We start from the raw sequence: 20,969 nt of genomic DNA, 5'->3' as shown, positions 1-20,969 counted from the left end.
TCGCAAACCGGCTGGCGGCGGTTCGAAAGGACCGTGCCCAGGAACAACGTATTGCCGGGAAGGGTCACGCGTGTTAGCCTAGCAATTTTATCAGGCTAGAGCCAATTGTCCGTTTCAGTGAAGGGAGTCACGAAAATGATGATCGATCGTAAGCCTTGGCTCGCATCTCGAGCTCTCGCCATCGTCGCCGCAAGCGTCCTCGTCGCTCCGATGGTCGCCGGGTGCGGCAGCGGAGGAAGTAACAGCGGGGCGAATCTTCCCCCGGTCGACGATAGCCGGCCGCAAACGATGAGCAACAGCGGCTATGGATACGGCCAAGCCCCGCAACAAAACCGGGGAATGTCCACGAAGACCAAGGTCGCAATTTTAGCGGGCGCGGCGGCTCTCTATTACATGTATCGAAAGAACAAGCAGCGGCAGGAGGCGGGGCAGCTTAATGGGCAACCGACCTACTTCCTTTCCAAGAACGGACGAGTTTATTACCGCGACCAGAGCGGGCAGGCCCACTGGGTTACCCCGCCACCGCAGGGGATCCAGGTGCCGTACGACGAAGCGCAACAGTATCGCGACTACCAGGGCTACAACAATCAATCCACAGGAAGGGACCTCACGGGTCTCGGGATCGAATAAGGAGATCCGAGCATGCTTCAAGCACTTCTCAACCAGGTTAAGAATGCCATTTTCAACGATCCGACGACGCCGCACCGGCCCGGATTCGACCCTTCGGGGCTCATTGGGCAGATCGAGGGGTTGTTCGGGCAGCACCAACAGCAATTAGAGCAGAGGGGAATCCGGCCCGCTTCCGAGGATCCGCTTGGGGATCCCGCCGATTTCGCCTCTCCCGGCAACTCAAACCAGCGTTCGTATGGTTATCTTTCGGGCCAGAACGTCCGGCCGGCGTCGGAGGACCCGCTAGGCGATCCCGCGGACCAAGGGAGGTTCTGACGTGGAGTGCGCATCGCAAAGTTGCCGCGGCAACCAGGCTGAGCGAGCCGTTTGCTTGGTTGCGGGCGGTGTGCTCTTGGCGCTTGGCATGAGGAGAAACAGCGCCGTGCGCGTCGTCACGAGCTTAGTTGGCGGCGCACTTATCCTGCGAGCGGCGAAGGGACACCTTGGGATCGCGGAGGCACTGGGCGCCGTTCCGGAGGAGTCGGATCGACATCCCTGGCAGCGAGGAATCTTCGTGCGGGAATCGATCGTCATCTCCAAACCGCGAGAGGAGATCTACGCGTTCTGGCGTAACTTCGAAAATCTTCCTCAGTTCATGCGACACCTCGAAGCGGTGGCCGTCGAATCCGAGCGACTATCTCACTGGAAGGCGCGAGGACCGGCGGGAAAGGACGTCTCGTGGGATGCGGAAGTGACTGTCGACCGACCCAACGAGTTGATCGCCTGGAGATCGTTGCCGGGGTCCACCATCGAGAACACCGGCGAAGTGCAATTTGAAGACGCACCGGGCGGAAGGGGCTCTATCATTCGGGTGCAACTGACGTACCGGCCTCCGGCGGGGGTCTTTGGCGCGGCGGTAGCCAGGATGTTTGGCGAAGAGCCGCATGGCCAAATTGCCGACGACTTGCGGCGACTTCGGTCGCTGCTGGAGGCGGGCGAGGTTCCTTCGATCGAAGGGCAGCCGAGCGACCGAGTTCGAAAGGCAAAAAGGTGGATCGGAATGCGGCCCCTTGGGCCTGGATTGCCCGGCTCGGATCTGGAGCCGGTGCCAAACGAGGAGGCGGCAAGGTGAAAGCGGTTTGTTGGAACGGGAAGTACGACGTCCGGGTGGAGACGGTCCCCGATCCGCGCCTAATCAACCCCCGCGATGCGATCATCAAGGTGACCACCACCGCCATTTGCGGCTCGGACCTCCATCTTTACGACGGGATTATCCCCACGATGATGCCCGGAGACATTCTCGGCCACGAGTTCATGGGCGAGGTGGTCGAAGTCGGCGCGGGGGTGAAGAACCTCCAAAAGGGGGACCGCGTGGTGGTTCCCTTCGCTATTGCGTGCGGGAACTGCTTCTTCTGCCAGCGAAAGCAGTTTTCACTTTGCGACAATTCCAATCCGAATTCGGCGATGACGGCGAAGGTTTACGGGGACTCTCCTTCTGGCCTATTTGGCTACTCACACATGATGGGCGGGTATGACGGGGGGCAAGCGGAGTACGTGCGAGTGCCGTACGCCGACGTAGGACCCCTAAAGATTCCCGATGGGGTACCGGACGAGAAGGTGGTCTTCCTCACCGATATCTTCCCCACCGGCTACATGGCGGCGGAGAATGCGGCGATCGAAGAGGGGGATACCGTGGCGATCTGGGGCTGCGGACCGGTGGGGCAATTCGCGATCCGAAGCGCACTCATGCTGGGCGCGGCGAAGGTGATCGCCATCGATCGGGAGCCGGCTCGGCTTCAGATGGCGGAGCGGGCGAGCCCGAACGTGGAGACGGTCAACTTCGAGTCTCACTACTCGGTGGAGGAGATCCTCGACCGAACCGGCGGACGCGGGGCCGACTCTTGCATCGACTGCGTGGGGACCGAGGCGTTCGGCCATGGTCCGGGGGCGATTCTCGACTATGTAAAGCAATTGGCCCGGTTGCAAAGCGACCGTCCCAACGTGCTTCGGCAGGCGATGACGGCGTGCCGAAAGGGGGGCACGATCTCTATCCCGGGGGTCTACGGCGGGATCATTGACTCCATTAACTTCGGGGCCGCGTTCAACAAGGGTCTCACGTTCAAGATGGGACAGACGCACGTTCACAGATATTTAGAGCCCTTGATGCAGCGGATTCAGAACGGCGAGATCGATCCCTCGTTCGTCATCACCCATCATGCGAGGCTGGACGAGGCGCCGGAGATGTATAAGACGTTTCGAAATCAGAAGAGCGAGTGCATAAAGGTCGTGATGAAGCCTGGCTAATTCGTTTACTTGGGCACCCTCGGTTTAGAAGGGGGGTGGCTCAGGCGAGCCACCCGTATCACAGGGGCCAGCTATTGTGAGACTGTTGAGGCGGCCTCGGGGGCATGGACGGTGGACCACTCGTGCTCGATGTCGCGCATGACCAGGGCATGGTCGTACTCGATCGAACCCTTGGGAAAGTTTCCCGGGTCCTCGCAATAGCTGGAGTGGAGGCTCGCAACCTTCAGAGGGCGAGCCCTCCAGCCGTGGGTTCGTAACTGAAGCCCATCCAAGCGGCTACCGTCTGGGCTAGGGGTGTAACCTCGATCTCCCGCTTCGAAGAAGGCGGATGACTCGGCCAGAGAGGCAAAGCAAGATTCCGGGGGTAATGCGTCCGCTTCGGAGGCCTCGACTCTTACGGAGAATGCGCCGTCCTCGGACCGCAGCGAGTATTCGATCCGTCCTTCCCCATCTGTAACCTCGATGCGGGCCATGTGGTGCTCGCTCGAGAAGATCCGGCCACCGGCGAGTTGGTTCAACCGAGAATCGGTGTCACGCCGAACTATGTACACACCCAAACCGTGTTCGGATTCGACCGCGATGCGGTGGGCGGCATTTTCGCTTGAGACACCGAGGAACCCGGGAAGACCGTGCGGACGCATATGCTCCAATCGAATTAGGCACATGCCGACGATCGCAAATCCTCTTTGGGTCTGAGGACGAAAACCTTCCGGCAGAAGCCGCTGAACTACCGTTGGGTCGGCACGGTAGTTGATCAAAAGCCGTCGCTTGATGAGCCCCGAGATCGTGGATAGGCGCATGGGTTCCTCAACCGTATTCTAGTTGAGGTAGATCGGCACGTTGGTCGAGCGCAGGGGACGGCATGCTTTATTTTTGGGGGTGGTTCGCCCCAAATAGTGAATGGCGCCGAAATCGACGATCGCCAGTCCGAAGAGCGCGGCGCATAGTGTAGGCAGACCTATACATACGAGCAGGCCAGTGACAAACAAGGCCACGATCGCGAGTCGAGAAAGGTAGCAAAAGAAGAAGTTCATGGTCGAATCGGATCGCGTATTCAACGCGATCCATTTCTTAGACCCCCCTCCAGCCAAAAAAGGTTGACGGAACCGGGCACTTTGCCGGGAGGTCATTGGATTAGAGGGCAATTTGGCCCTACAAAAGCGAAAATATTTATGAAAACCATTCTTTCTCTGGGCAGCGTCGTCGTTCTCGGTCTTACATTAGCGTCGGCTCAAACGACGACCAGCAAATCGACCGAGACCAAGGTCGGAGTTAGCCTCAAAGGGGTCGAGGTCACGCGAAAGCATGTCGATACTACGAGGACCGAGCGTGGCAGCCGTCGCCGGAGCGGGGGCACGGTCCGGGCGGCCAACATTGCCGTCACCGTAGATGGGGACCCGGTGAAATTCGTCGACCAGGGGCCGGTGATGCGCGGAAGCCGGGTGCTGGTTCCGCTCCGCGGCGTCTTTGAGAAGATGGGCGCTAACGTCGTATGGGACCGGGACACGAACACCGTGATCGCCACTCGGGGCGAGCGAACGGTGAAGCTCCCGCTGAATGGTTCGACCGCAACGGTCGGAGGGCAAACCGTAAACCTCGATATGCCGCCGGTGGTCATCTACGGTCGCGCACTGGTTCCGCTCCGTTTCCTTGGAGAGAGTCTGGGCGCTACGGTCGACTGGCATCCGAACGAGATGGCGGTCGTGATCAAGTCTGGCGCTTGATCTGCCGATCCCCCAGTCGCTTTCTTTTCGTGACCTTCCTCGCTTAGGCTCCTAGTGAGTTCAAGCGACCACCTATCGGGTTGGGTACGGAGGGTCACGCAAAGGCGCTAAGTCGCAAAGGGATTCGTGAAGGTGGCCGGGAGGGTGAATCCCGGAAATGAGACGTCCTAGGACTGAACTTTTACCTTCAGCGGAGCCTTCACGTAGGCGACGACGGGGGTGCCGATGTAGGCCTTGATGTTTCTTCCGTGGGAAGCCTTGTTGAGGCGGTCGTTGACTTTTTGGGCGAGTTGGGACATTTCCATTACCGCGGCCATTGTCATCGGGCCGTCCATCGCGGCGGGGGCGAGGCGGGCGAGGGAGTTCCCTTTGCGAAGCTGGTCGAGCAAACCGCGGACTTTGCCGACGTCGTTCTGCTGGGCCAGGTTTTGGAGGCCGGGAAGGCGCAGCTTTTCCGCGAGCGCTTGAAGGCGGGCGCGGCCCTCGGCGGATTCGAGATCGCGGGCGTCGCCGTTCTCGAACAGTTGGGTCATTGCGGTCAACGTGGTCTCGTCTCGAGAATCGAGGGGGACCGAATCCAGCTCGACGGCCGCTCCCGCGATGCCGGTATTTCCTCGATTCAGCTCGAAGGGCTCGTCCACCTTGTTTGGGTCGGCGCAGATATCGACAGGTTGGCCATCGGCGGCAACGGTGGTGTCGAAGGCGAACTTAAGTCGAGCCGGGCGATTCACCAGGCTGCCGAGGGTTCCTTCTCGCCGGGACCAGGTCACGTGCCCCTGCATCGGGGTTCCCTTGGGAATCAGAACATGGCCGGCTGAATCTTTCACATCGGCGGCGACGATCATCGGGACCACACTCCCTTCGTCGTCGACGCCCGACTCGAGCTGCTTTGCCAGCATGCCTTGAATCTTTGTGCCGGTGGGCAGGTCGGCTTCCACCAAGGTCGGCGCGGCCGGAGGTGCGGCGGTCGGCTTGTTTTGGCAGCCGGCAGCGCTGATCGCAAGGCCGATAATCAGCGCGGGCAGCACCATACACGCTTTGACCCTAGTATTTTTACTTGCGTTCAATTCTCTTTTAATCACCAAGAAAGGTAGACGCGGGAAGGGGCCTAGCGTTCTTGCAGCGGCTCGGGATGCGGACATCGGCGAGGCGCCGACGCCACGGGCTAACAAACACGGAGCGCGCCGACAGGCAAGCCTGTCGGCGCGCTCACGCTTTTTTACTCCTGGCGGAACGGCCTCCCGAAGGAATGGCCCCGCTCGGAGCTGGCTTTCGGATCGAGCGCCACCTTACGGCGACCTCTCTCACCTAAGCCATGGTTTTCTGGGCGAAACTGCGGATGTACACCCGTTCGTTCCTACACTCGGCCGTCTCAGTCGTCACGTCCCGGCCAAGGGAGCAGAAAACCAAAAACCTCCCGTTGCTTCCGAAGAGGAGCTTGGCTCTTCGGCGCTACTAGAATCTGGGCACTGGTCCAAGAGGCCCCGATACAGTCGCGGTCGGCTGACGCATCGCACCGGACGTCCAAGTACTGCCCGGCTTGACTCCTTGCGGAGCCACCGGCGGGAGTTCCCCGCCGCTCGTTGCGTGCTCTCCGTTCGAGGCGGTGCCTCGATTTCTTCTGGATTTCTCCGTCTTCCGGTGGACCATTCTCCACCGCGGTTCGCATGTTTAAGATACGCCTTTTTGAATCCGATGCCAAGGGTTATTTCAAGTTTTTTTCCACAGGCAAATGGGGATAAGTCGTGGGGAAATCTCGAGACATTCGATTCTTACGCGACCAGGACGGTCGTAGGGCCCATCAGCGGGAAGCCGATGCTCGTGCCACTGGCATCTTGCCAGTGGGTCCCAAGGGCATCCTGCCCTTGGCCCGGTCATACGACCAGGATGGTCGTGATACACATGGGATGGAAGCCCATGCCACGGTGGCGGATTCTGAGGTAACTATAGATATGCCTTCTTTATTTGGCCGTGGCCTTCTCACCCCTGCTTTGATCCTTCTCGTGGGTGCGGTGGCAAGCGGCCAGGGAGCGGAAAACCGGATCACGGTGCGGGCCGATCGGCCAGGACCCAGGATCAGCCCGACGTTCTACGGGCTAATGACGGAGGAGATCAACCACTCTTACGATGGCGGCCTCTACGGCGAGCTTCTTCAGAACCGAGCTTTTCGCGACGACTCGAGGGCGCCCCGGCACTGGTCTCTGATCTCCGATGGGGGAGGGGCCGGAAAGATTTCCCTCGAACCAGGACTCGACCCGAGCCTCCGCGTCGATATCGAGCGAGTGGATAAGGGGCAGCGGGTGGGAGTGGCGAACGGCGGTTACTGGGGGGTTCCAGTTAAACCGAACACCACCTACCATGTTTCGTTCATTGCGAAGGTTTCGCCCGGTATGCGAGCGGTGGAGGTCGGCATCGAGCCGACGAAAGGCGGGGCGGATCAGGCGAGCCGGCAAATCGCGGTGTCGGGCGCCGACTGGCGTCGGTACGAAACCGACCTGCGGGTCGGGCGGGCACCCGCGTCGCTCGACAACCGATTCTTTATCACCGCCGCCAATCCGGGAACGATCTGGCTGCGCAACGTTTCGCTTTTCCCTCCAACCTACAAGAACCACCGGAACGGCAATCGGATCGACCTGATGGACAAGCTTTCGGCGATGCGGCCTACATTCCTCCGGTTCCCCGGCGGGAATTATCTCGAGGGGAACACTATCGCGGAGAGATTCGATTGGAAGGCGACGTTGGGCGATCCGGCGATGCGCCGGGGGCACCAGGGGCCTTGGGGGTACCGGTCGTCGGACGGGCTTGGACTGTTGGAATTCTTGCAGTGGGCCGAGGACCTGCACTCGCAGCCGGTATTGGCGGTGTTCGCCGGGTATGCGCTGGAGGGTCAGCACATCGATCCGGGTCCCAAGTTGGCTCCGTTCGTCCAAGACGCGTTGGACGAAATCGAGTACGTGACGGGCGACGTTCACACCAAATGGGGGGCTCGACGCGCGCAAGACGGGCATCCGAAGCCGTTTCCGCTGAAGTATGTCGAGATCGGCAACGAAGACGGGTTCGACCGGTCGGGTAGCTACGACGGGAGGTTCGCGCAGTTCTATGACGCCATCAAGGCGAAGTACCCGCGACTGCAGCTAATCGCGACGGCTGCGGTCCGTTCGCGAAAGATGGACCTCTTGGACGACCACTATTACCGGTCAGCGGTGGAGATGGCTCGCGACTCGGGGCACTACGACGGATACGACCGGAAGGGGCCTAAGATCTTCGTGGGCGAATGGGCGACGGTCATGGGCAGGCCGACGCCTACCTTTGAGGCGGCCCTTGGGGACGCGGCCTGGCTGACTGGTCTGGAGCGAAACTCCGACTTGGTGGTGATGGAATGCTATGCCCCGCTCCTGGTGAACGTGAATCCGGGCGGCGCCCAGTGGCCGACGAACCTTATCGGCTACGACGCGCTCACCAGCTACGGTTCGCCCGCGTATTACGTGCAGACGATGTTCGGGCAGAACACCGGCGACGTGGTGCTGCCGGCCGAAATCGCGCTGGCATCCAAAGCGGCAACCTCGACTCCAGCTCCACACGGGGCGATCGGCGTGGGGACCTACCGGACGCAATCCGAATACAAAGACGTCGAAGTCACCCACGACGGAACGACGCTGTACCAAAAGGATTTCAGCCAGGGGATGGATGGCTGGGGAACGCGAGGCGGGCGCTGGAGCGTGGTCGACGGCGCGCTGCGCCAGACCAGCAACGCTCCGGACGTTCAGGCGTACGCGGGGGACAAGAATTGGACCGACTACACGATCCACGTCAAAGCCAGGAAGCTGGGCGGAGCGGAAGGGTTCATGGTCGCGTTCCATGTTCTCGACGGACGCAACTACTGGCACTGGAACATCGGTGGATGGAATAACACCCGATCGGCGATTCAGCGCCACGAGGATGGCGGAGTCGACGAAGTCGGCGAAGCGACGCCGACCACCGTCGAGACCGGCCGGTGGTACGACATCCGGATCGAGCTGCAAGGCGGCCGAATCCGCGGGTACCTCGACGGGAAGCTTATCACCGAGGTGAACGAGACGAACCGGCCTCCGGCCAAGCCGCTTTATGTAGCGGCGAGCCGAATGAGCCGAACGGGCGAGATCATTCTGAAAGTGGTCAACTTCTCGGCGGAGCCGATGGCGACCCAAGTGGACCTGACCGGGGTTTCCCGGATTGCGTCGAAGGCATCCGGTTGGATGCTTTCAGGCGACCTGGACGACGTGAACTCGGTTCAGAATCCGGTCAAAGTGGCGCCACAAGCGATTACTCTCACCGACGTGGGGCGATCGTTCGGCCACACGTTCCCGGCCCATTCGGTAACGGTGATCCGGCTGCGGGCGAGGTAGGGGATCCGGAGTACCGAACGTACTCCGGGACATGGGCGGGCCGCCCATGGGACCCACGGGCGAGCCGCCCGTGCCACGATGGGGGATGGATCGGAGAATCGCCGTGGTTACGGGGGCGGGGAGTGGGATCGGCAGGGCTTCCGCGATCGCGTTGGGGGAGGCGGGGTTCGCGGTGGCTTTGATGGGGCGGCGGGAAGATCGGCTTGCTCCGGTGGCGGAGGTCATTGGGGAGCGGGTGACGGTAGTGGTGGCCGACGTGGCGGACGAGCGGCAGGTTGCCCGGGGGTTTGAGAGGGTTTTTGAGCGTTTCGGGCGGTTGGACCTGTTGTTTAACAATGCCGGTACGAGCTCGCCGGCGGTGCCCATCGACGAGCTATCGCTTTCGCAATGGCAGGCGGTCGTGGATACGAACCTCACCGGGTCGTTTCTTTGCGCCCGCGAGGCTTTCCGCTTGATGAAGACTCAGTCTCCGATGGGGGGCCGGATCATCAACAACGGGTCGATCTCGGCTCACGTTCCGCGGCTTTACTCCGTTCCTTATACGGCGACGAAGCACGCGATTACCGGGCTCACGAAGGCACTCTCGCTCGAAGGGCGAGCGTTCGACATCGCCTGCGGGCAGATCGACATCGGCAACGCGGAAAGCGAAATGACGGAGCGGACGAAGCTGGGGATGCTCCAGCCGAACGGAGAGCTAGCGACGGAGCCGGTGATCGACGTGGCTCATATCGCCAAGGCGGTCGTCTACATGGCGAGCCTGCCGCTCGATGCGAACGTTCAATTCATGACGGTCATGGCCACGAAGATGCCTTACATCGGGCGTGGCTAAGGGGTTCATCGGCTGGGAGCCGATGCTACGTTAGCTCGTCTTCGATATGGACGCGAATGATCTCGTCGAAGGAGGACTCGGATCGGAATCCGAGCTCGGTCGCCCGCCTGGCGACGAAATTCTGCGGCCAGCCGCCAACGATGCGCGTGATCGTCTCGTCCGGCTCTCGACGGATTCGCGCCACGACCGAGTCGCCGGCGATCCGGCGGAGGGCGTCGATCTGCTCGCCGACGGTCGCGGACAGCCCAGGCATGGAGAGGTTTCGGCGGCTGCCTAAAGCGTTTCCGTCGAGCGAGGCGGCATGCAGCAGAAAATTGACGGCCGAGCGAGGGGAGGCAAACCAGTGGCGGACATCCTCGGGAACCGGCAGTACCGCCTCTTCCCCGTTCAGCGGCTCGCGGATGATGTTGGAAAAGAAGCCGGAAGCGGCTTTGTTCGGCTTGCCGGGCCGTACGCAGATCGTCGGAAGCCGAATCCCGATGCCGTCGAAGAACCCTCGACGGGAATAGTCGGAGAGGAGTAATTCACCGATCGCCTTCTGAGTTCCGTAACTGGTTAGAGGCGCCAAGAGGAACTCGTCGTCGATCGTGTCGGGGAATGGCTTGCCGAAAACGGCGATGGACGAGGCGAATACGACCCGAGGGCAGTAACCCTCTCCCATCAGCCGGATCGACTCGAAGAGGGCGCGGGTCGCGTCGAGGTTGACTCGATAACCTTTCTCGAAGTCGGCCTCCGCTTCGCCCGAGACGACGGCGGCCAGATGAAAAATCAGATCGGGCCGCTCCGCCAAGAGGCGGTCGGTCGCTCCCGGCTGTCCAAGATCGGAGGTGTCGACTCGGCTTCCGGGCACGGGGGACGGGGGCACGACGTCGTGGAGAAGTAGAACTTCTATCGCCGCGCCGCCTACGTTCCCATCGGCCGCGATTCGCTCGGTCAGCTTCCTTCCGATCATTCCGGCCGCTCCGGTGATGAGAACTTTCATAAGTGTCTCGTCTTACCAGTTTCCGACTAACATGAACTCATGACCCGCCTCGAGGAGTTGGCCCAGGCACAACGCTGGCTTGCCGCCTTTCGGCCACTGCCGGAAGCGGTGGCGTTGGCGCCGGAGACGCGCGGGCAAATCGGTGACTGGTTGCCAGCTTCCTAGTGGTCGACCGCCTTTTTTCCAAGACCTTGGCGGACAATAAAACGTGCCGATATTCTTGCGAGTGTTTGGCGGGGATTTGAAGCGATGAGGTCTATTCTTACTTTATCGGTAGCGGTAGTTCTTCTAGGATCGCTGATCGCTTGCGGCGGGGGCTCGGGAGGTGGAGGCGGGTCGACGAGCGGCAGCGCAACCGGTGGTGGCACTACCGCCACCTCGACCGCGGGCGGTACGACTACGGCGGGTAATCGTTTCACGATCGGACCGGCGGGAGGAACCTTTACCGCCGCTTCGGGAGCCGTAAAGCTGACGGCGCCGCCGAACGCGGTTGCGAGCGGAACGAAAACGGTTTTTGTCTCACCGGTCGCGATCGCGCCGGGTCCTCAATCGGGAGAGGATTACGTTCCGAACTCGGGCTGGTCCCTTACGCCGACCACATTTTCCAAGGGCGTTCAACTAACGTTCGGATTTCCGACCACCGCGCTACCGGACAACGGGCGCATTTTCCAATACGTGGGCAACAGGTGGTCTCCGGTTGCGACGTTCATCGACCGCGCGGCGAAAACCGCCACCGTGCCGTCGGTCGGTACGGTGTCCGACTTCGCCGTCTTTTCGTATCCAAACGGCGACTGGGATTGCAGCGCGCCAGGCACGTTTTGGTACCGCGGCTTCACCCTCAATCTTCCCGACAGCGGCCTCGCCGCTCCCGTGAAGCCGAGCGAGATTACACCCGCACCGCCGGCAGATTGGGTCGCGGTACCTCACGGAAGCTATGCGATAAGCCATAACCGTTACTCGGTCGTGCTTCCTGGCCGGGGGGCGATTGCTACAATCCAGATTCCGGCCGGCTTCGTTCCGGCCGATAATTGGGGGCTCTTGAGGACCTTCCAAAAGGTCGTCAACCAGGGAACGCAGCCTTTCGTTCCGACGCTGGATCCGGTGGCGCAAACGGCGACGACCTCGATTAACGAGATGGGCCACCTCGGTTATGCTTGGTCGCTCGCCTATTTCAGCCATCCGGTTAAGGTGGACTGGGTCCGGCAAACCAGCACCACCTGGGAGGTTTACACGCAGGATGCCGGCCACTTACAGTCGACCCTGCTCTACACCCTGCAGATCGGTCCGGTCGAGGCTCAGGGGGTTGTTTTGGATGGCGGCTTCCGAATGGACGACCACGCCTACATCGGTCACAAGTTGGGATCGGGCAGTCAGCCGACGAGTGGATCGGTTGTCAGCATCGACGCTTCCTCGGGCAACGTGATCGATCTGTTACCGATCAACGCCGACTCCGGTTGGTATCTCGGCGGCCTGCAGACGGTTCGATGCTCGCGTTCGGGCACATCGACCCGGGTCGCGGTCGCCATCCGATTCGTAAATAACGCCAACACCCAGGTTCGGGATCAGTTGATCGCGTTCACCCCGGGGGTTGCGGGAGTCGACGTTCTAAAGGACGAGACGCGCGCCATTGGCGCCATGGGGCCGTACAAGGCTTGCGACGTCGGGCCGAACGGAGAGGTGCTGGCCTTTGTCGACATGGCTCAGGTGTTGTATAAGGCGGGCGGATCTCAAACGATCTACAGCTACGACCGGGACGATGAGGTGCTTCGCACCGCTTCGATTAGCCCCTCCGGAAGCAGCGTGCTGTACTTCAACCGCAACGGCGACGCCAGAGTCATCAATCTCGCCACCAGTACAAGTTACGAGCCGTACCCCGTGGGTCTCGGCGCCCATTGGGCACACAACGACAACTACCTCGTGCTGGACGGCGGGAATGTCTTTACGATGATCGACGTGCGGACGCACACCAATAACTTCACGATTCCACGGACGCCTTCGGGCGCGGCGCATGTGGCCGTGGTTCGGTAACAATTCCGGTCAGGCTTCGCCTCTTAACTTAGGTTGAGCGGAGACTCGAAGGTGAAGGGTCAGCCACTCTTCGTTGGTGACCGCGAACTTGGGCTCTTTCGTCCAAGGCTGGGGAGTCATGCCGAGCTTCTGCAGCACTCGTTGCGAGCGAAGGTTGCCGAGGCTTGTGGATGCCCAGATCAGGGTCAAGTTCAGAGTTCCAAAGCCCCACTCCAAGACCGCCTCGGCGGCTTCGGTGGTCAGCCCGAGATTCCAGTAGCTGCGACTGATGCCGTAGCCCAGCATCGCGGTTCGGGTGGCCTCATCGATTTCGAGGTTGATGCTTCCGATGACCTTGCCATCCAGCACAACGGCGAAGGTTGCGCTTCGGTCGAAGGGTTCGGCCATGTTGACGCGCACGAACTCCTCGGCGTCGGATCTTGTGAAGGGCTGCGGAACGTGCGCTAGGTAACGGGCAAACTCCGAATCGTTTCTGTATTCGAGGCTGTCCTCCACATCGACCGTTTCGAAGGGTCTCAGTAGCAGACGCTTCGTTTTCAGCCGCATTAGAGACCTCCGACCGCCATATCGATCATTCTGCATCGGGCTCACTTCACATGATGTTTGGCCGGTGGTACTTCTCGCGGCGATGAAGTTGCTTCGCTTGGGTCATTAGACAGTCATGATCTCGAAGGTCGTCTTCCATGGCCTAACTCCCCATGACACCAGTGTGTGCGTAGCATTGTCGGTTACTGTTGAATCCCCGTAAAGTAACCGGTACCGCCGTATAATTTGACCGGCCCCCTGAATTGCCGTGAAACCCGCTTTCTTATGCCTCGTCGTTGTCGGATCCTTGGGAGCCCTCGTGGCTTGCGGAGGTTCGGGCGGCGGTTCCGGCGGAACGACGGCTACAGCAGGAACGACCGCCACTGCGGGTACTACGGCAACCGCCGGAACGACGGCTACGGCTGGAACTACAGCCACTGCGGGAACCTCAGCAACTGCCGGAACTACGGCTACCGCAGGAACCACGTCGTCGGGTACTTCTTGGACGATCGGTCCCTCGGGCGGAACCTTCGTGGCCGGTTCAGGGGCGCTCCAGGCGGTCGTGCCACCGAATTCGGTGGCTGGCAACGTAACAGTTGCGGTCGCACCGCTCGCAACCCCGCCGCCGCCTCAGTCCGGACGGGAATACGTCCCGAACTCGGGGTGGTCGATGACCCCGACGACGCTTAGTAAGGGGGCCGAGCTGACCCTCTCGTTCCCTACTTCGACCATGCCGCCAAACGGTCGACTGTTCAGAAAGCTCGATAACGGTCAGTGGCTCCCACTAGCCACCTTCCTCGACCGCGATGCCAAGAAGGCCAGGAGCCCAGGCATGGGCGGACTTTCCAACCTCGTGATGCTGGCCAATCCAAACGGCGATTGGGATTGGACCGCCGCGGGAACGTTCTGGTTCAACAACCTCACCGTCAGCTTGCCCGATGGTGGCATTGACAACGTAACGCGAGCCACGCCAACCGAAAATTCCGCCATGAGCGTCCCGGGCGACTGGGTCGCGGTACCTCACGGATCCTACACGGTGACCCACGGCCGTTTCTCAGTCACGGCTCCCGGCCGAGGATTTGTTGCAACCATCCAGGCGCCCGCCGGCTCAGTACCGGACGCAAACTGGGGTCTAGTGCGCACGTTCCAAAAGGTGATCGATCACGGGATCATCCCGTTCATTCCGGTGTTGGACCACGACGCCCGGACAGCAACGACTTCCATCAATGCGATCGGCAACCTCTCTTACTCGTGGACCCTGGGTTATTTCTCCCACCCGCTTAAGATCGATTGGATCAAACAAAATGGATCGAGTCTCGACATCTATACGGAGGATGCGGGCGCGATGCAGTCGAGCCGGCTGTACTCCTTGGCCACCGGCCCGCTGGCCGCTCAGAGCATTACCGTCGATGGCGGATTCCGGCTAGATGACCATTCCTTCCTCGGAGAGCGCCTTATCAACGGTATCTTGCCGCCCACTCAGGGAGATATTGTCAAGATCGATGCGTCGAACGGCACCGTCACGACCCTGCTGACAGTCGTTGCCGATCCGGGCTGGCACGTCAGCAGCTTGCAGGCGGCTCGCTCGACTCGCAACGGAGCTTCAAACCGCATCGCGGTATCGGTCCGACTGACGGACAATGCGAACACTCAGGTCCGAGATCGCCTGCTCGCGTTCGAGCCGGGCGGAGCGGTGGATGTCCTGACGGACAAAACTCGTGCCGTTAGCGACGTCGATCCGCCCGAACGTTTCTTGGCTCTCGATGTGGCTCGCAACGGAGACGTCCTCGGATACACCGCCCTACAGGTAGTGCTGTTTTCGGGGACTTCAACCAGGGTAATAGTCGGTTACGACCTCCCCAGCCTCGCCATCCCGTTCGCCACCTTCAGTCCATCCGGAAACCGCATTCTGTACTTTAATAGGAACGGTGACGCAAGAGTTACCGATCTGGTGACTGGAGCTTACTTCCAGCCCTATCCGGTGGGTTTGAGTGCCCATTGGGCCTACAACGATAACTACCTCGTGACCGATGGAGCCGATACGTTCAGCTTCGTCGACATCCGAGATAACAGCGCCGGTTTCGCGGTCACCAAGAGCCCGGTGGGCGCCGGTACCATCTTCCAAGTTCGGTAAGGAGCGCCGGTCTCCGGACCGGTTCCCCTTCGGCATTCCCCGAGGGAATGCCGAATTCCGGAATAAGCCAGTCTGGAGACGAGCGGTCCGAGTTACGCCAGGCTTCGGACCGGCGCGCCGGTGCCGGGGAGGATGACGTCGGCGACGGCGTAGGAGCGGCGGATGTCTTGGAGACAGACTTTGGCGCGGCCGCCGAGGTACTCGTTGCCGTCGAGCAGCTCGATGTAGAAGCCGGAGTCGGTCCAGCCGATGACCTTATTCGAGTTTTCAAACGCGGAGCGGCGGACGTTGGCTTCGAGCACCTGCGCCCGGCGGTAACCCATGAACTGGCGGTCGAACTCTTCGATGGTGCCGGAGCGGATCTCGTACTCCTCGTACTCCATGTCGAAGTTGGCGCGGATGTAGATACCGCGTCGCATCTCGTGCTCCAGTTCCTCCACGTTCTCGCCGTCAAGCCCGATCAGGGCCTCAACCACGGAGGGGTGGCACTCGATAAGGAACGCGTTCCCGGCTTCGTGGATCTTTCGCCACATATCGCGCTCGATCCAGAGAGAGACGGTCTCCTTGCTGGCGATGCGACCGATGCCGGTGCACATCGGGCAGATCTCGGTGATCTCCTGAGTAACGGACTCGCCGGTGCGCTTGCGGGTGAGCTCGATGAGACCGAGGGAGGATACGCGGCCGACCCGGGTGCGGGCCCGGTCGTTGGCGAGGCCGGCGACGAAGTGGTCGAGCAGCTTCTTACGATCTGCTTCCGACTCCATGTCGATGAAGTCGCAGACGATGATGCCGCCCATGTCGCGGAGCCGCAACTGGCGGAAGATCTCGTCGGCGGCTTCCAAGTTTTGGCGGAGGATGGTGTCGTTCAGCGAAGAGCTGCCGACATTCTTTCCTGTATTGACGTCGATGGCGGTCAGCGCCTCCATCTCGTCGATGACAAGCGAGCCGCCGGCCTTGAGCGGCACCTTGTGCTGCATGATCCGCTCGAGCTCTTTCTCGATTCCGTAGTGGTCGAAGAGGGGGGTGTCGCGATCGTAGAGTTCGATCTTGTCCCGCATCTGCGGCGCGACCTGGCTAGCCACGAGGTGGACCTTCTCGTACTCGTCCGGATCGTCGATCACCATGCGGGTGATGTTCTCGCCGAACATATCGCGCACGGTCCTGAACAACAGGGTCTGGTCCTTGTGAACGCACGCAGGGGCGCGCATCTTCTTGGCGGTCTTGAGGACGTCGGCCCAAAGGTGCTGCAAGAATCCTACGTCGGCCTTGAGCTCCGCTTCGGTGCGGCTTTCGCACTCGGTGCGAAGGATGAGACCGAAGCCGTCGGGAATGATCCGGTCGCCGATCTTGCGGAGCCGCTCGCGCTCACTCCGATCTTCGATCTTGCGGCTCACGCCAACCGAACCGGCCTCCGGCATGAGGACGACGTAGCGCCCCGGCAGAGCGATCCGGGTGGAGACGCGGGCGCCCTTGGTTCCGCGCGGGCCCTTGGTGACCTGCACCATGACCTGCTGGCCGGGTTTGAGGAGGTCCTTGATCTTGCGGCGACGCAGTTCGCTACGCTTGACGCTGGCGGGGGAATTGTCGCCCGCGTCGTCGGGAATGATGTCGGCGACGTATAGGAACGCGTTTCGTTCCAGGCCGATGTCGACGAAGGCGGCGTCCATTCCGGGGAGGACGTTTTGGACGATTCCCTTGAAGATGGAGCCGACGACGCGCTCTTCGCGCTCGACGCGGTATTCGGTTAGCTTGCTGTCCTCGAGGAGAGCGATACGGGTCTCGCGATTCGAGACGTTGACGATGATTTCTTTACGGTTTCCTGCGGATCTTGGGCCGTACCCGGCTGATTCGGAGGAAGAATTCTGATTGGGGCGCGCGCTTCTGCGTCCGCGCCCGCTCTTTAGGTTGCTCATTAGCGTTCTCGGCGGTCTCGCCGGCTGCTTCGGCGGCCCACTCTTTGCCACCCGTTTCGCCACAGCCTGCTCGCAGCAAGTTTACCGAAGGACGGTGGTTGGAGGTTTGACTCGTTGCCTCGCCGGTTTCTGGTGGGGTTCGAGCAAATGGAGCGCGGACTTCAGCCCGCGTCTCCTTGCATTCCTGAGGGCGCCGACTGAGCTCGACGCTGCATGCAAGCTGAAGCTAGCGCTCCCTCACCTCTGGTCAGTAGGTCTCGTTTTCTGAGGAAGGCAAGGTAGCGGGCTCTCCCGGAGCGCGGGCGTCCTCGTCCGCTCCCCGGACCCCGGGCGTCTCGCCCGGTCTCTGCGGGGAGTTGACACGGAGGGGTTGAAGGGATTCCGCCACCCCTTCATGGTCGATGGTGGTGGGCGGCTAACCCGGGATCGGGGATGCAGAGTTCATGGATGCGCTTGGTCACGTTCACACGACCAGGATGGTTGGGAGGGCGTTTAGAAGATTCTCCGACCCGTCCGGGTCGGGGGATCATAGGTGACTCTTTACCAGGGGTCTGCTGACACCCTGGCTATGCTCGGTGACCCTCCGGGTCAGGGGCGGTGTCGGATGGTCGTGAACCGTAGCATCGGCTGGGAGCCGATGCTACGGTTCCGGACTCCCTCACCCCCAACCCCCTCTCCCTCGTTCGGCACATACATCCGAAGGAGGGAGAGGGGGCTCCGGAATTTGTCCCAGGGGCTAGAAGCGGACTTGGAGGCGGATGGTGGACTGGCCGTAGCGGGTTTGGTGGAATGGCGTGGTTCTCGACTCGTCGATGAAGACTTCGTGAGCGAAGGTGAGCTTCATATCTCGGGAGAGATTGCGGATATAGGCCAGTCCCATACCGTGAAAAGCGTTTCCGGCCGAATCCAGGTTTGGATCGAACCCTTCCCATCTTGCGGCGAGCTCGTCCATTGCGGAGAGTTGATAGGTCCCCAGGAGGTGGTATCCGCTCAGAGGGTGGTCCACATTCGTCGCGGCCGAGGTCGCCGTGGGAAGACGGTCGTTACCGCGCATCACTTCGGCGTGAAGGTTGAAACGGGGAAAGAGCAGATGCCGCTGCTCCAAATCTAGGAAAGCGAACCTTCGTGAAACTTTGGGCGAGGTTGGTCCCCCGGAAGTGTAGGCGGGGCGGTCGCCAGCCATTCCCGAGAGGCCCACGGAAGTGTTGCCTCGCACGAACCTCCCGCCGAGGGTGACGGCGAGCCGGTTGCCCGGTCCGGGCGCTAGGTTGGCTTGCTCCGGATCGCCGATCGTCAGCGAATTCATGACCGACGCCTGCAACATCCCGTCGCGCCCCTCGCGGCGGACCTTGAGGCCGCGGCTCCGCTCGGTAGCGAACAGGATTTGGTTGTATTCAGCCCGCTCGGGGAGCTCTATTTCGCTGGGGGATCGCTCGAGCTCGTATCCCACGGGAATCGCCATCTGGCCGGCGAACGCTCGGTCGTGTCCAAGGTGAGCTCCGCCGCCAAAGTCGTACCGAACCCAAGCGTCCCGAAGCTGAGCCTGGGTTTGGTTGCCACCGGTTGCGAGATCGAAAGTAATCTTGCCGGCCAACCGAAGCGAATCGGTGATTTCAAGCGAAGGTTCGACTCGGCGAAAACGAAAGGCGTCGAACTGACTGGATCCCTTTCGATCCGTGTCTTGATACTGGAACTGCATGTATCCCCCGAGATTCACCCGGGAGGGCGCGGAAGCCGAGTTATCCGGCGCTGAGGAGTGCCCTTCCAGTGCCTTTAACCGCATGCGGATCTCTTTCAGCTCGTCGACCGCCTGCTGGAGGAGGCGAAGCGCCTCGTCGCTGCTCGTAAGATTCCCGCCGGCCGTCAGCTTGCCGATTTCCTTCGCCTTAGCTTCGGCAGAGATGCGGAGCCGCTCGGCTTCCTTCTTTACGTTGGGCGTTGGGCTTTGGGCAGAAGCGGTCGTGGCGATGGCGAGAAAAACAAGTGGCGAAAGACGGCACGTCACGCCCTTAACAATATTTAGAGAAAGTTAAGTAGAAGTTAAGGTTGGATTCAACCCCTTAATACAAGAGCAATAACCAGGTTTGTCTGCGAGGGAATGGGCCAGCTCCCGGTCGATCGGTATCCTTGATAGGTGCCCGTTTTCGAATACCGATGCCAGAGCTGCCACCGAAAGTTTTCGGCCCTCGTCGGAATGACCGCCGAACCTGACGACGAAAAGTGCCCCCATTGCGGCAGCTCCGACACCGCGAAGCTGGTAAGCCGGTTTGCTCGGTACCGGAACGAGGACGACCGAGTCGACGAGATAGCGGACCGGCTGGAGACGATGGGAGAACCCGACTCCCCGGCTCAGATGCGAGAGATGATGAAAGAAATGGGACGGGCGATGGACGAGGATGTGTCCGGCGAAATGGAGGAGATGTTCGAGGCGGACATGGCGGGGGAGGGCGGGGATGAAGAGTAGCCTGTGGCCATGTGGACTGTGAACTGTGGACTGAGGGGTTGGCATGGCTGAGCCGGTAAAGCATCATCGCGATCTGGAGGTACGAAAAAAGGCGTTTGCTTTGGCAATGCGCATTTTCGAACTGTCTTCTTCCTTTCCAAAGGAAGAGCGTTACGCCCTGACCGACCAAATAAGGCGCTCATCACGCTCGGTGACCGCGAATATGGCGGAGGCGTGGCAGAAAAGGCGGTACGAAGCAGCCTTTTGCGCCAAGCTTTCCGATTCTTGCGCTGAAGCGGCGGAGACGCAAGAGTGGCTCGACTTCGCATTTGCATGCGGGTACATCGACTCGTCCACCTTCGATGAACTTGACGAAGGCTATTCCAAGGTTTTGTCAACGTTGAGAGCTATGCAATTTCACTCTGCCCAATGGTGCTTACGGGAGCAACCTCAGTCCACAATTCACAAGCCACAGTCCACATGACCAAGCAAATGGGAAAGATAACCGTCGTCTGCGGCTCCATGTTCGCGGGGAAGAGTGAGGAGTTGATTCGGCTTGCTCGGAGGGCTTTGTATGCGCGGAAGGTGGTGCAGGTGTTTAAGCCGACCATCGACATTCGCTACGACGAAGCGATGGTCGTGACGCATATGGGGGTGTCGCATGAGGCGGCGCCGGTGAAATCGGTACGCGAGATCCGCGAACAGGTGGAGAAAGAGACGCAGGTCGTGTTGGTGGAGGAGGCGCAGTTCTTCGACGATTCGATCGTCGACTTCGCGGTGGAAATGGCCGACGCGGGGCGCGAAGTAATCCTCGCGGGGTTAGACCAAGATTTTCGACGCCAACCCTTTGGACCGATGCCTAAGCTAATGGCGGTCGCCGACGAGGTCATTAAGCTCCGCGCCATCTGTATGAAGTGCGGCGCCCCGGCAAGCCACACCTACCGAGTTATCAACGGCAAACCGGCCCACTGGGACGATCCGATTATTCTGATCGGAGCCACCGAATCGTACGAGGCGCGGTGCCGGCGCTGTTATAAGGTGCGAGGCGTTAGGCGTTAGGTGTTGGTCGATGCCCCTGATGGGACGAATGGGA

Annotated in this window: 21 protein-coding genes; 14 read left to right on the top strand and 7 right to left on the bottom strand. The window is 60.9% G+C overall.

Going from position 1 to position 20,969, the window contains the following annotated elements:
- The first annotated feature begins 135 nt into the window (after nucleotides 1-135).
- The 4 genes from OP10G_RS13945 to OP10G_RS13930 all read left to right on the top strand — a co-directional run bounded on the left by OP10G_RS13945 (nucleotide 136) and on the right by OP10G_RS13930 (nucleotide 2,913).
- Nucleotides 136-630: a hypothetical protein gene (locus OP10G_RS13945; RefSeq protein ID WP_038473117.1), complete on the top strand. Its 495-nt coding sequence runs from the start codon at nucleotides 136-138 to the stop codon at nucleotides 628-630.
- Nucleotides 631-642: 12 nt separating this feature from the next.
- Nucleotides 643-945: a hypothetical protein gene (locus tag OP10G_RS13940; protein ID WP_052547763.1), complete on the top strand. Its 303-nt coding sequence runs from the start codon at nucleotides 643-645 to the stop codon at nucleotides 943-945.
- A gap of 88 nt (nucleotides 946-1,033) precedes the next feature.
- Nucleotides 1,034-1,741: an SRPBCC family protein gene (locus OP10G_RS13935; RefSeq protein WP_144241162.1), complete on the top strand. Its 708-nt coding sequence runs from the start codon at nucleotides 1,034-1,036 to the stop codon at nucleotides 1,739-1,741.
- Entirely contained in the window at nucleotides 1,738-2,913 is a 1,176-nt protein-coding gene (locus tag OP10G_RS13930; protein WP_025225268.1) for a zinc-dependent alcohol dehydrogenase, read from the top strand. Before OP10G_RS13935 ends, OP10G_RS13930 begins: the two co-directional genes overlap by 4 nt.
- A 71-nt stretch (nucleotides 2,914-2,984) precedes the next feature.
- Here OP10G_RS13930 and OP10G_RS13925 read toward each other — a convergent pair whose 3' ends face one another.
- Both OP10G_RS13925 and OP10G_RS13920 read right to left on the bottom strand, forming a co-directional pair.
- A complete protein-coding gene (locus OP10G_RS13925; protein WP_025225269.1) occupies nucleotides 2,985-3,713 on the bottom strand; it encodes a DUF2071 domain-containing protein in 729 nt (242 codons plus the stop codon).
- An 18-nt stretch (nucleotides 3,714-3,731) separates the two neighbouring features.
- On the bottom strand, nucleotides 3,732-3,947 hold the full coding sequence (locus OP10G_RS13920) for a hypothetical protein (RefSeq protein WP_025225270.1): 216 nt from the start codon (nucleotides 3,945-3,947) through the stop codon (nucleotides 3,732-3,734).
- 138 nt (nucleotides 3,948-4,085) lie between these two features.
- Between OP10G_RS13920 and OP10G_RS24710 the strand changes: the two genes are divergently transcribed.
- Entirely contained in the window at nucleotides 4,086-4,637 is a 552-nt protein-coding gene (locus tag OP10G_RS24710; protein WP_025225271.1) for a copper amine oxidase N-terminal domain-containing protein, read from the top strand.
- Nucleotides 4,638-4,804: 167 nt separating this feature from the next.
- Here the strand turns inward: OP10G_RS24710 and OP10G_RS13910 are convergent, their stop codons facing one another.
- Nucleotides 4,805-5,668: a hypothetical protein gene (locus OP10G_RS13910; RefSeq protein ID WP_025225272.1), complete on the bottom strand. Its 864-nt coding sequence runs from the start codon at nucleotides 5,666-5,668 to the stop codon at nucleotides 4,805-4,807.
- A 921-nt stretch (nucleotides 5,669-6,589) separates the two neighbouring features.
- Here OP10G_RS13910 and OP10G_RS24705 point away from each other — a divergent pair.
- Nucleotides 6,590-9,022, top strand: a complete 2,433-nt coding sequence (locus tag OP10G_RS24705; protein WP_025225273.1) for an alpha-L-arabinofuranosidase C-terminal domain-containing protein — start codon at nucleotides 6,590-6,592, stop codon at nucleotides 9,020-9,022.
- Between the two features lie 85 nt (nucleotides 9,023-9,107).
- Nucleotides 9,108-9,851, top strand: coding sequence for an SDR family oxidoreductase (locus tag OP10G_RS13900; RefSeq protein WP_025225274.1), 744 nt, complete (start codon nucleotides 9,108-9,110; stop codon nucleotides 9,849-9,851).
- Nucleotides 9,852-9,876: 25 nt separating this feature from the next.
- On the opposite strand, the gene denD is transcribed toward OP10G_RS13900, so the two are convergent.
- Nucleotides 9,877-10,833, bottom strand: a complete 957-nt coding sequence (denD, locus tag OP10G_RS13895; protein WP_038473113.1) for a D-erythronate dehydrogenase — start codon at nucleotides 10,831-10,833, stop codon at nucleotides 9,877-9,879.
- Between the two features lie 39 nt (nucleotides 10,834-10,872).
- Here denD and OP10G_RS27655 point away from each other — a divergent pair, with 39 nt between their 5' ends.
- A complete protein-coding gene (locus OP10G_RS27655; protein ID WP_265101624.1) occupies nucleotides 10,873-10,998 on the top strand; it encodes a hypothetical protein in 126 nt (41 codons plus the stop codon).
- Between the two features lie 84 nt (nucleotides 10,999-11,082).
- Nucleotides 11,083-12,861 carry a hypothetical protein gene (locus OP10G_RS13890; protein WP_025225275.1) on the top strand — a complete coding sequence of 593 codons (1,779 nt, stop codon included), beginning with the start codon at nucleotides 11,083-11,085 and terminating at the stop codon, nucleotides 12,859-12,861.
- Between the two features lie 9 nt (nucleotides 12,862-12,870).
- Here the strand turns inward: OP10G_RS13890 and OP10G_RS13885 are convergent, their stop codons facing one another.
- Nucleotides 12,871-13,443 (bottom strand): GNAT family N-acetyltransferase, encoded by a 573-nt coding sequence (locus tag OP10G_RS13885; protein ID WP_084179280.1) that lies wholly within the window; start codon nucleotides 13,441-13,443, stop codon nucleotides 12,871-12,873.
- Nucleotides 13,444-13,671: 228 nt separating this feature from the next.
- Between OP10G_RS13885 and OP10G_RS13880 the strand changes: the two genes are divergently transcribed.
- Both OP10G_RS13880 and OP10G_RS13875 read left to right on the top strand, forming a co-directional pair.
- A complete protein-coding gene (locus OP10G_RS13880; RefSeq protein ID WP_144241161.1) occupies nucleotides 13,672-14,076 on the top strand; it encodes a hypothetical protein in 405 nt (134 codons plus the stop codon).
- A complete protein-coding gene (locus OP10G_RS13875; RefSeq protein WP_025225278.1) occupies nucleotides 14,057-15,520 on the top strand; it encodes a hypothetical protein in 1,464 nt (487 codons plus the stop codon). The genes OP10G_RS13880 and OP10G_RS13875 overlap by 20 nt, the downstream gene beginning before the upstream one ends.
- Before the next feature lie 92 nt (nucleotides 15,521-15,612).
- On the opposite strand, the gene OP10G_RS13870 is transcribed toward OP10G_RS13875, so the two are convergent.
- Nucleotides 15,613-17,433, bottom strand: a complete 1,821-nt coding sequence (locus OP10G_RS13870) for an Rne/Rng family ribonuclease (RefSeq protein WP_025225279.1) — start codon at nucleotides 17,431-17,433, stop codon at nucleotides 15,613-15,615.
- Between the two features lie 736 nt (nucleotides 17,434-18,169).
- Complete coding sequence (locus OP10G_RS13865; protein WP_025225280.1) at nucleotides 18,170-19,438, bottom strand: porin; 1,269 nt, start codon at nucleotides 19,436-19,438, stop codon at nucleotides 18,170-18,172.
- 129 nt (nucleotides 19,439-19,567) lie between these two features.
- Here OP10G_RS13865 and OP10G_RS13860 point away from each other — a divergent pair, with 129 nt between their 5' ends.
- From OP10G_RS13860 to OP10G_RS13850, 3 genes are read left to right on the top strand one after another with little or no spacing between them, the layout of a single operon-like run.
- Complete coding sequence (locus OP10G_RS13860) at nucleotides 19,568-19,897, top strand: FmdB family zinc ribbon protein (RefSeq protein WP_025225281.1); 330 nt, start codon at nucleotides 19,568-19,570, stop codon at nucleotides 19,895-19,897.
- A 43-nt stretch (nucleotides 19,898-19,940) separates the two neighbouring features.
- A complete protein-coding gene (locus OP10G_RS13855; RefSeq protein ID WP_025225282.1) occupies nucleotides 19,941-20,360 on the top strand; it encodes a four helix bundle protein in 420 nt (139 codons plus the stop codon).
- Nucleotides 20,357-20,935 (top strand): thymidine kinase, encoded by a 579-nt coding sequence (locus OP10G_RS13850; protein WP_025225283.1) that lies wholly within the window; start codon nucleotides 20,357-20,359, stop codon nucleotides 20,933-20,935. Before OP10G_RS13855 ends, OP10G_RS13850 begins: the two co-directional genes overlap by 4 nt.
- The last annotated feature ends 34 nt before the right edge of the window (nucleotides 20,936-20,969 follow it).

The sequence above is a fragment of the Fimbriimonas ginsengisoli Gsoil 348 genome (assembly GCF_000724625.1).
Lineage (GTDB): Bacteria > Armatimonadota > Fimbriimonadia > Fimbriimonadales > Fimbriimonadaceae > Fimbriimonas > Fimbriimonas ginsengisoli.
This window is presented reverse-complemented; position numbering and strand designations above follow the sequence as displayed.

Coding starts and splice junctions, on each gene's coding strand:
- denD (WP_038473113.1), bottom strand. CDS start 10,833: ATGAAAGTTCTCATCACCGGAGCGGCCGGAATGATCGGAAGGAAGCTG.
- OP10G_RS13880 (WP_144241161.1), top strand. CDS start 13,672: ATGCCTCGTCGTTGTCGGATCCTTGGGAGCCCTCGTGGCTTGCGGAGG.
- OP10G_RS13850 (WP_025225283.1), top strand. CDS start 20,357: ATGACCAAGCAAATGGGAAAGATAACCGTCGTCTGCGGCTCCATGTTC.
- OP10G_RS13945 (WP_038473117.1), top strand. CDS start 136: ATGATGATCGATCGTAAGCCTTGGCTCGCATCTCGAGCTCTCGCCATC.
- OP10G_RS13910 (WP_025225272.1), bottom strand. CDS start 5,668: ATGGTGCTGCCCGCGCTGATTATCGGCCTTGCGATCAGCGCTGCCGGC.
- OP10G_RS13925 (WP_025225269.1), bottom strand. CDS start 3,713: ATGCGCCTATCCACGATCTCGGGGCTCATCAAGCGACGGCTTTTGATC.
- OP10G_RS13935 (WP_144241162.1), top strand. CDS start 1,034: ATGAGGAGAAACAGCGCCGTGCGCGTCGTCACGAGCTTAGTTGGCGGC.
- OP10G_RS24710 (WP_025225271.1), top strand. CDS start 4,086: ATGAAAACCATTCTTTCTCTGGGCAGCGTCGTCGTTCTCGGTCTTACA.
- OP10G_RS13940 (WP_052547763.1), top strand. CDS start 643: ATGCTTCAAGCACTTCTCAACCAGGTTAAGAATGCCATTTTCAACGAT.
- OP10G_RS24705 (WP_025225273.1), top strand. CDS start 6,590: ATGCCTTCTTTATTTGGCCGTGGCCTTCTCACCCCTGCTTTGATCCTT.
- OP10G_RS13920 (WP_025225270.1), bottom strand. CDS start 3,947: ATGAACTTCTTCTTTTGCTACCTTTCTCGACTCGCGATCGTGGCCTTG.
- OP10G_RS13870 (WP_025225279.1), bottom strand. CDS start 17,433: ATGAGCAACCTAAAGAGCGGGCGCGGACGCAGAAGCGCGCGCCCCAAT.
- OP10G_RS13890 (WP_025225275.1), top strand. CDS start 11,083: ATGAGGTCTATTCTTACTTTATCGGTAGCGGTAGTTCTTCTAGGATCG.
- OP10G_RS13885 (WP_084179280.1), bottom strand. CDS start 13,443: ATGCAGAATGATCGATATGGCGGTCGGAGGTCTCTAATGCGGCTGAAA.
- OP10G_RS13900 (WP_025225274.1), top strand. CDS start 9,108: ATGGATCGGAGAATCGCCGTGGTTACGGGGGCGGGGAGTGGGATCGGC.
- OP10G_RS27655 (WP_265101624.1), top strand. CDS start 10,873: ATGACCCGCCTCGAGGAGTTGGCCCAGGCACAACGCTGGCTTGCCGCC.
- OP10G_RS13875 (WP_025225278.1), top strand. CDS start 14,057: ATGACCCCGACGACGCTTAGTAAGGGGGCCGAGCTGACCCTCTCGTTC.
- OP10G_RS13855 (WP_025225282.1), top strand. CDS start 19,941: ATGGCTGAGCCGGTAAAGCATCATCGCGATCTGGAGGTACGAAAAAAG.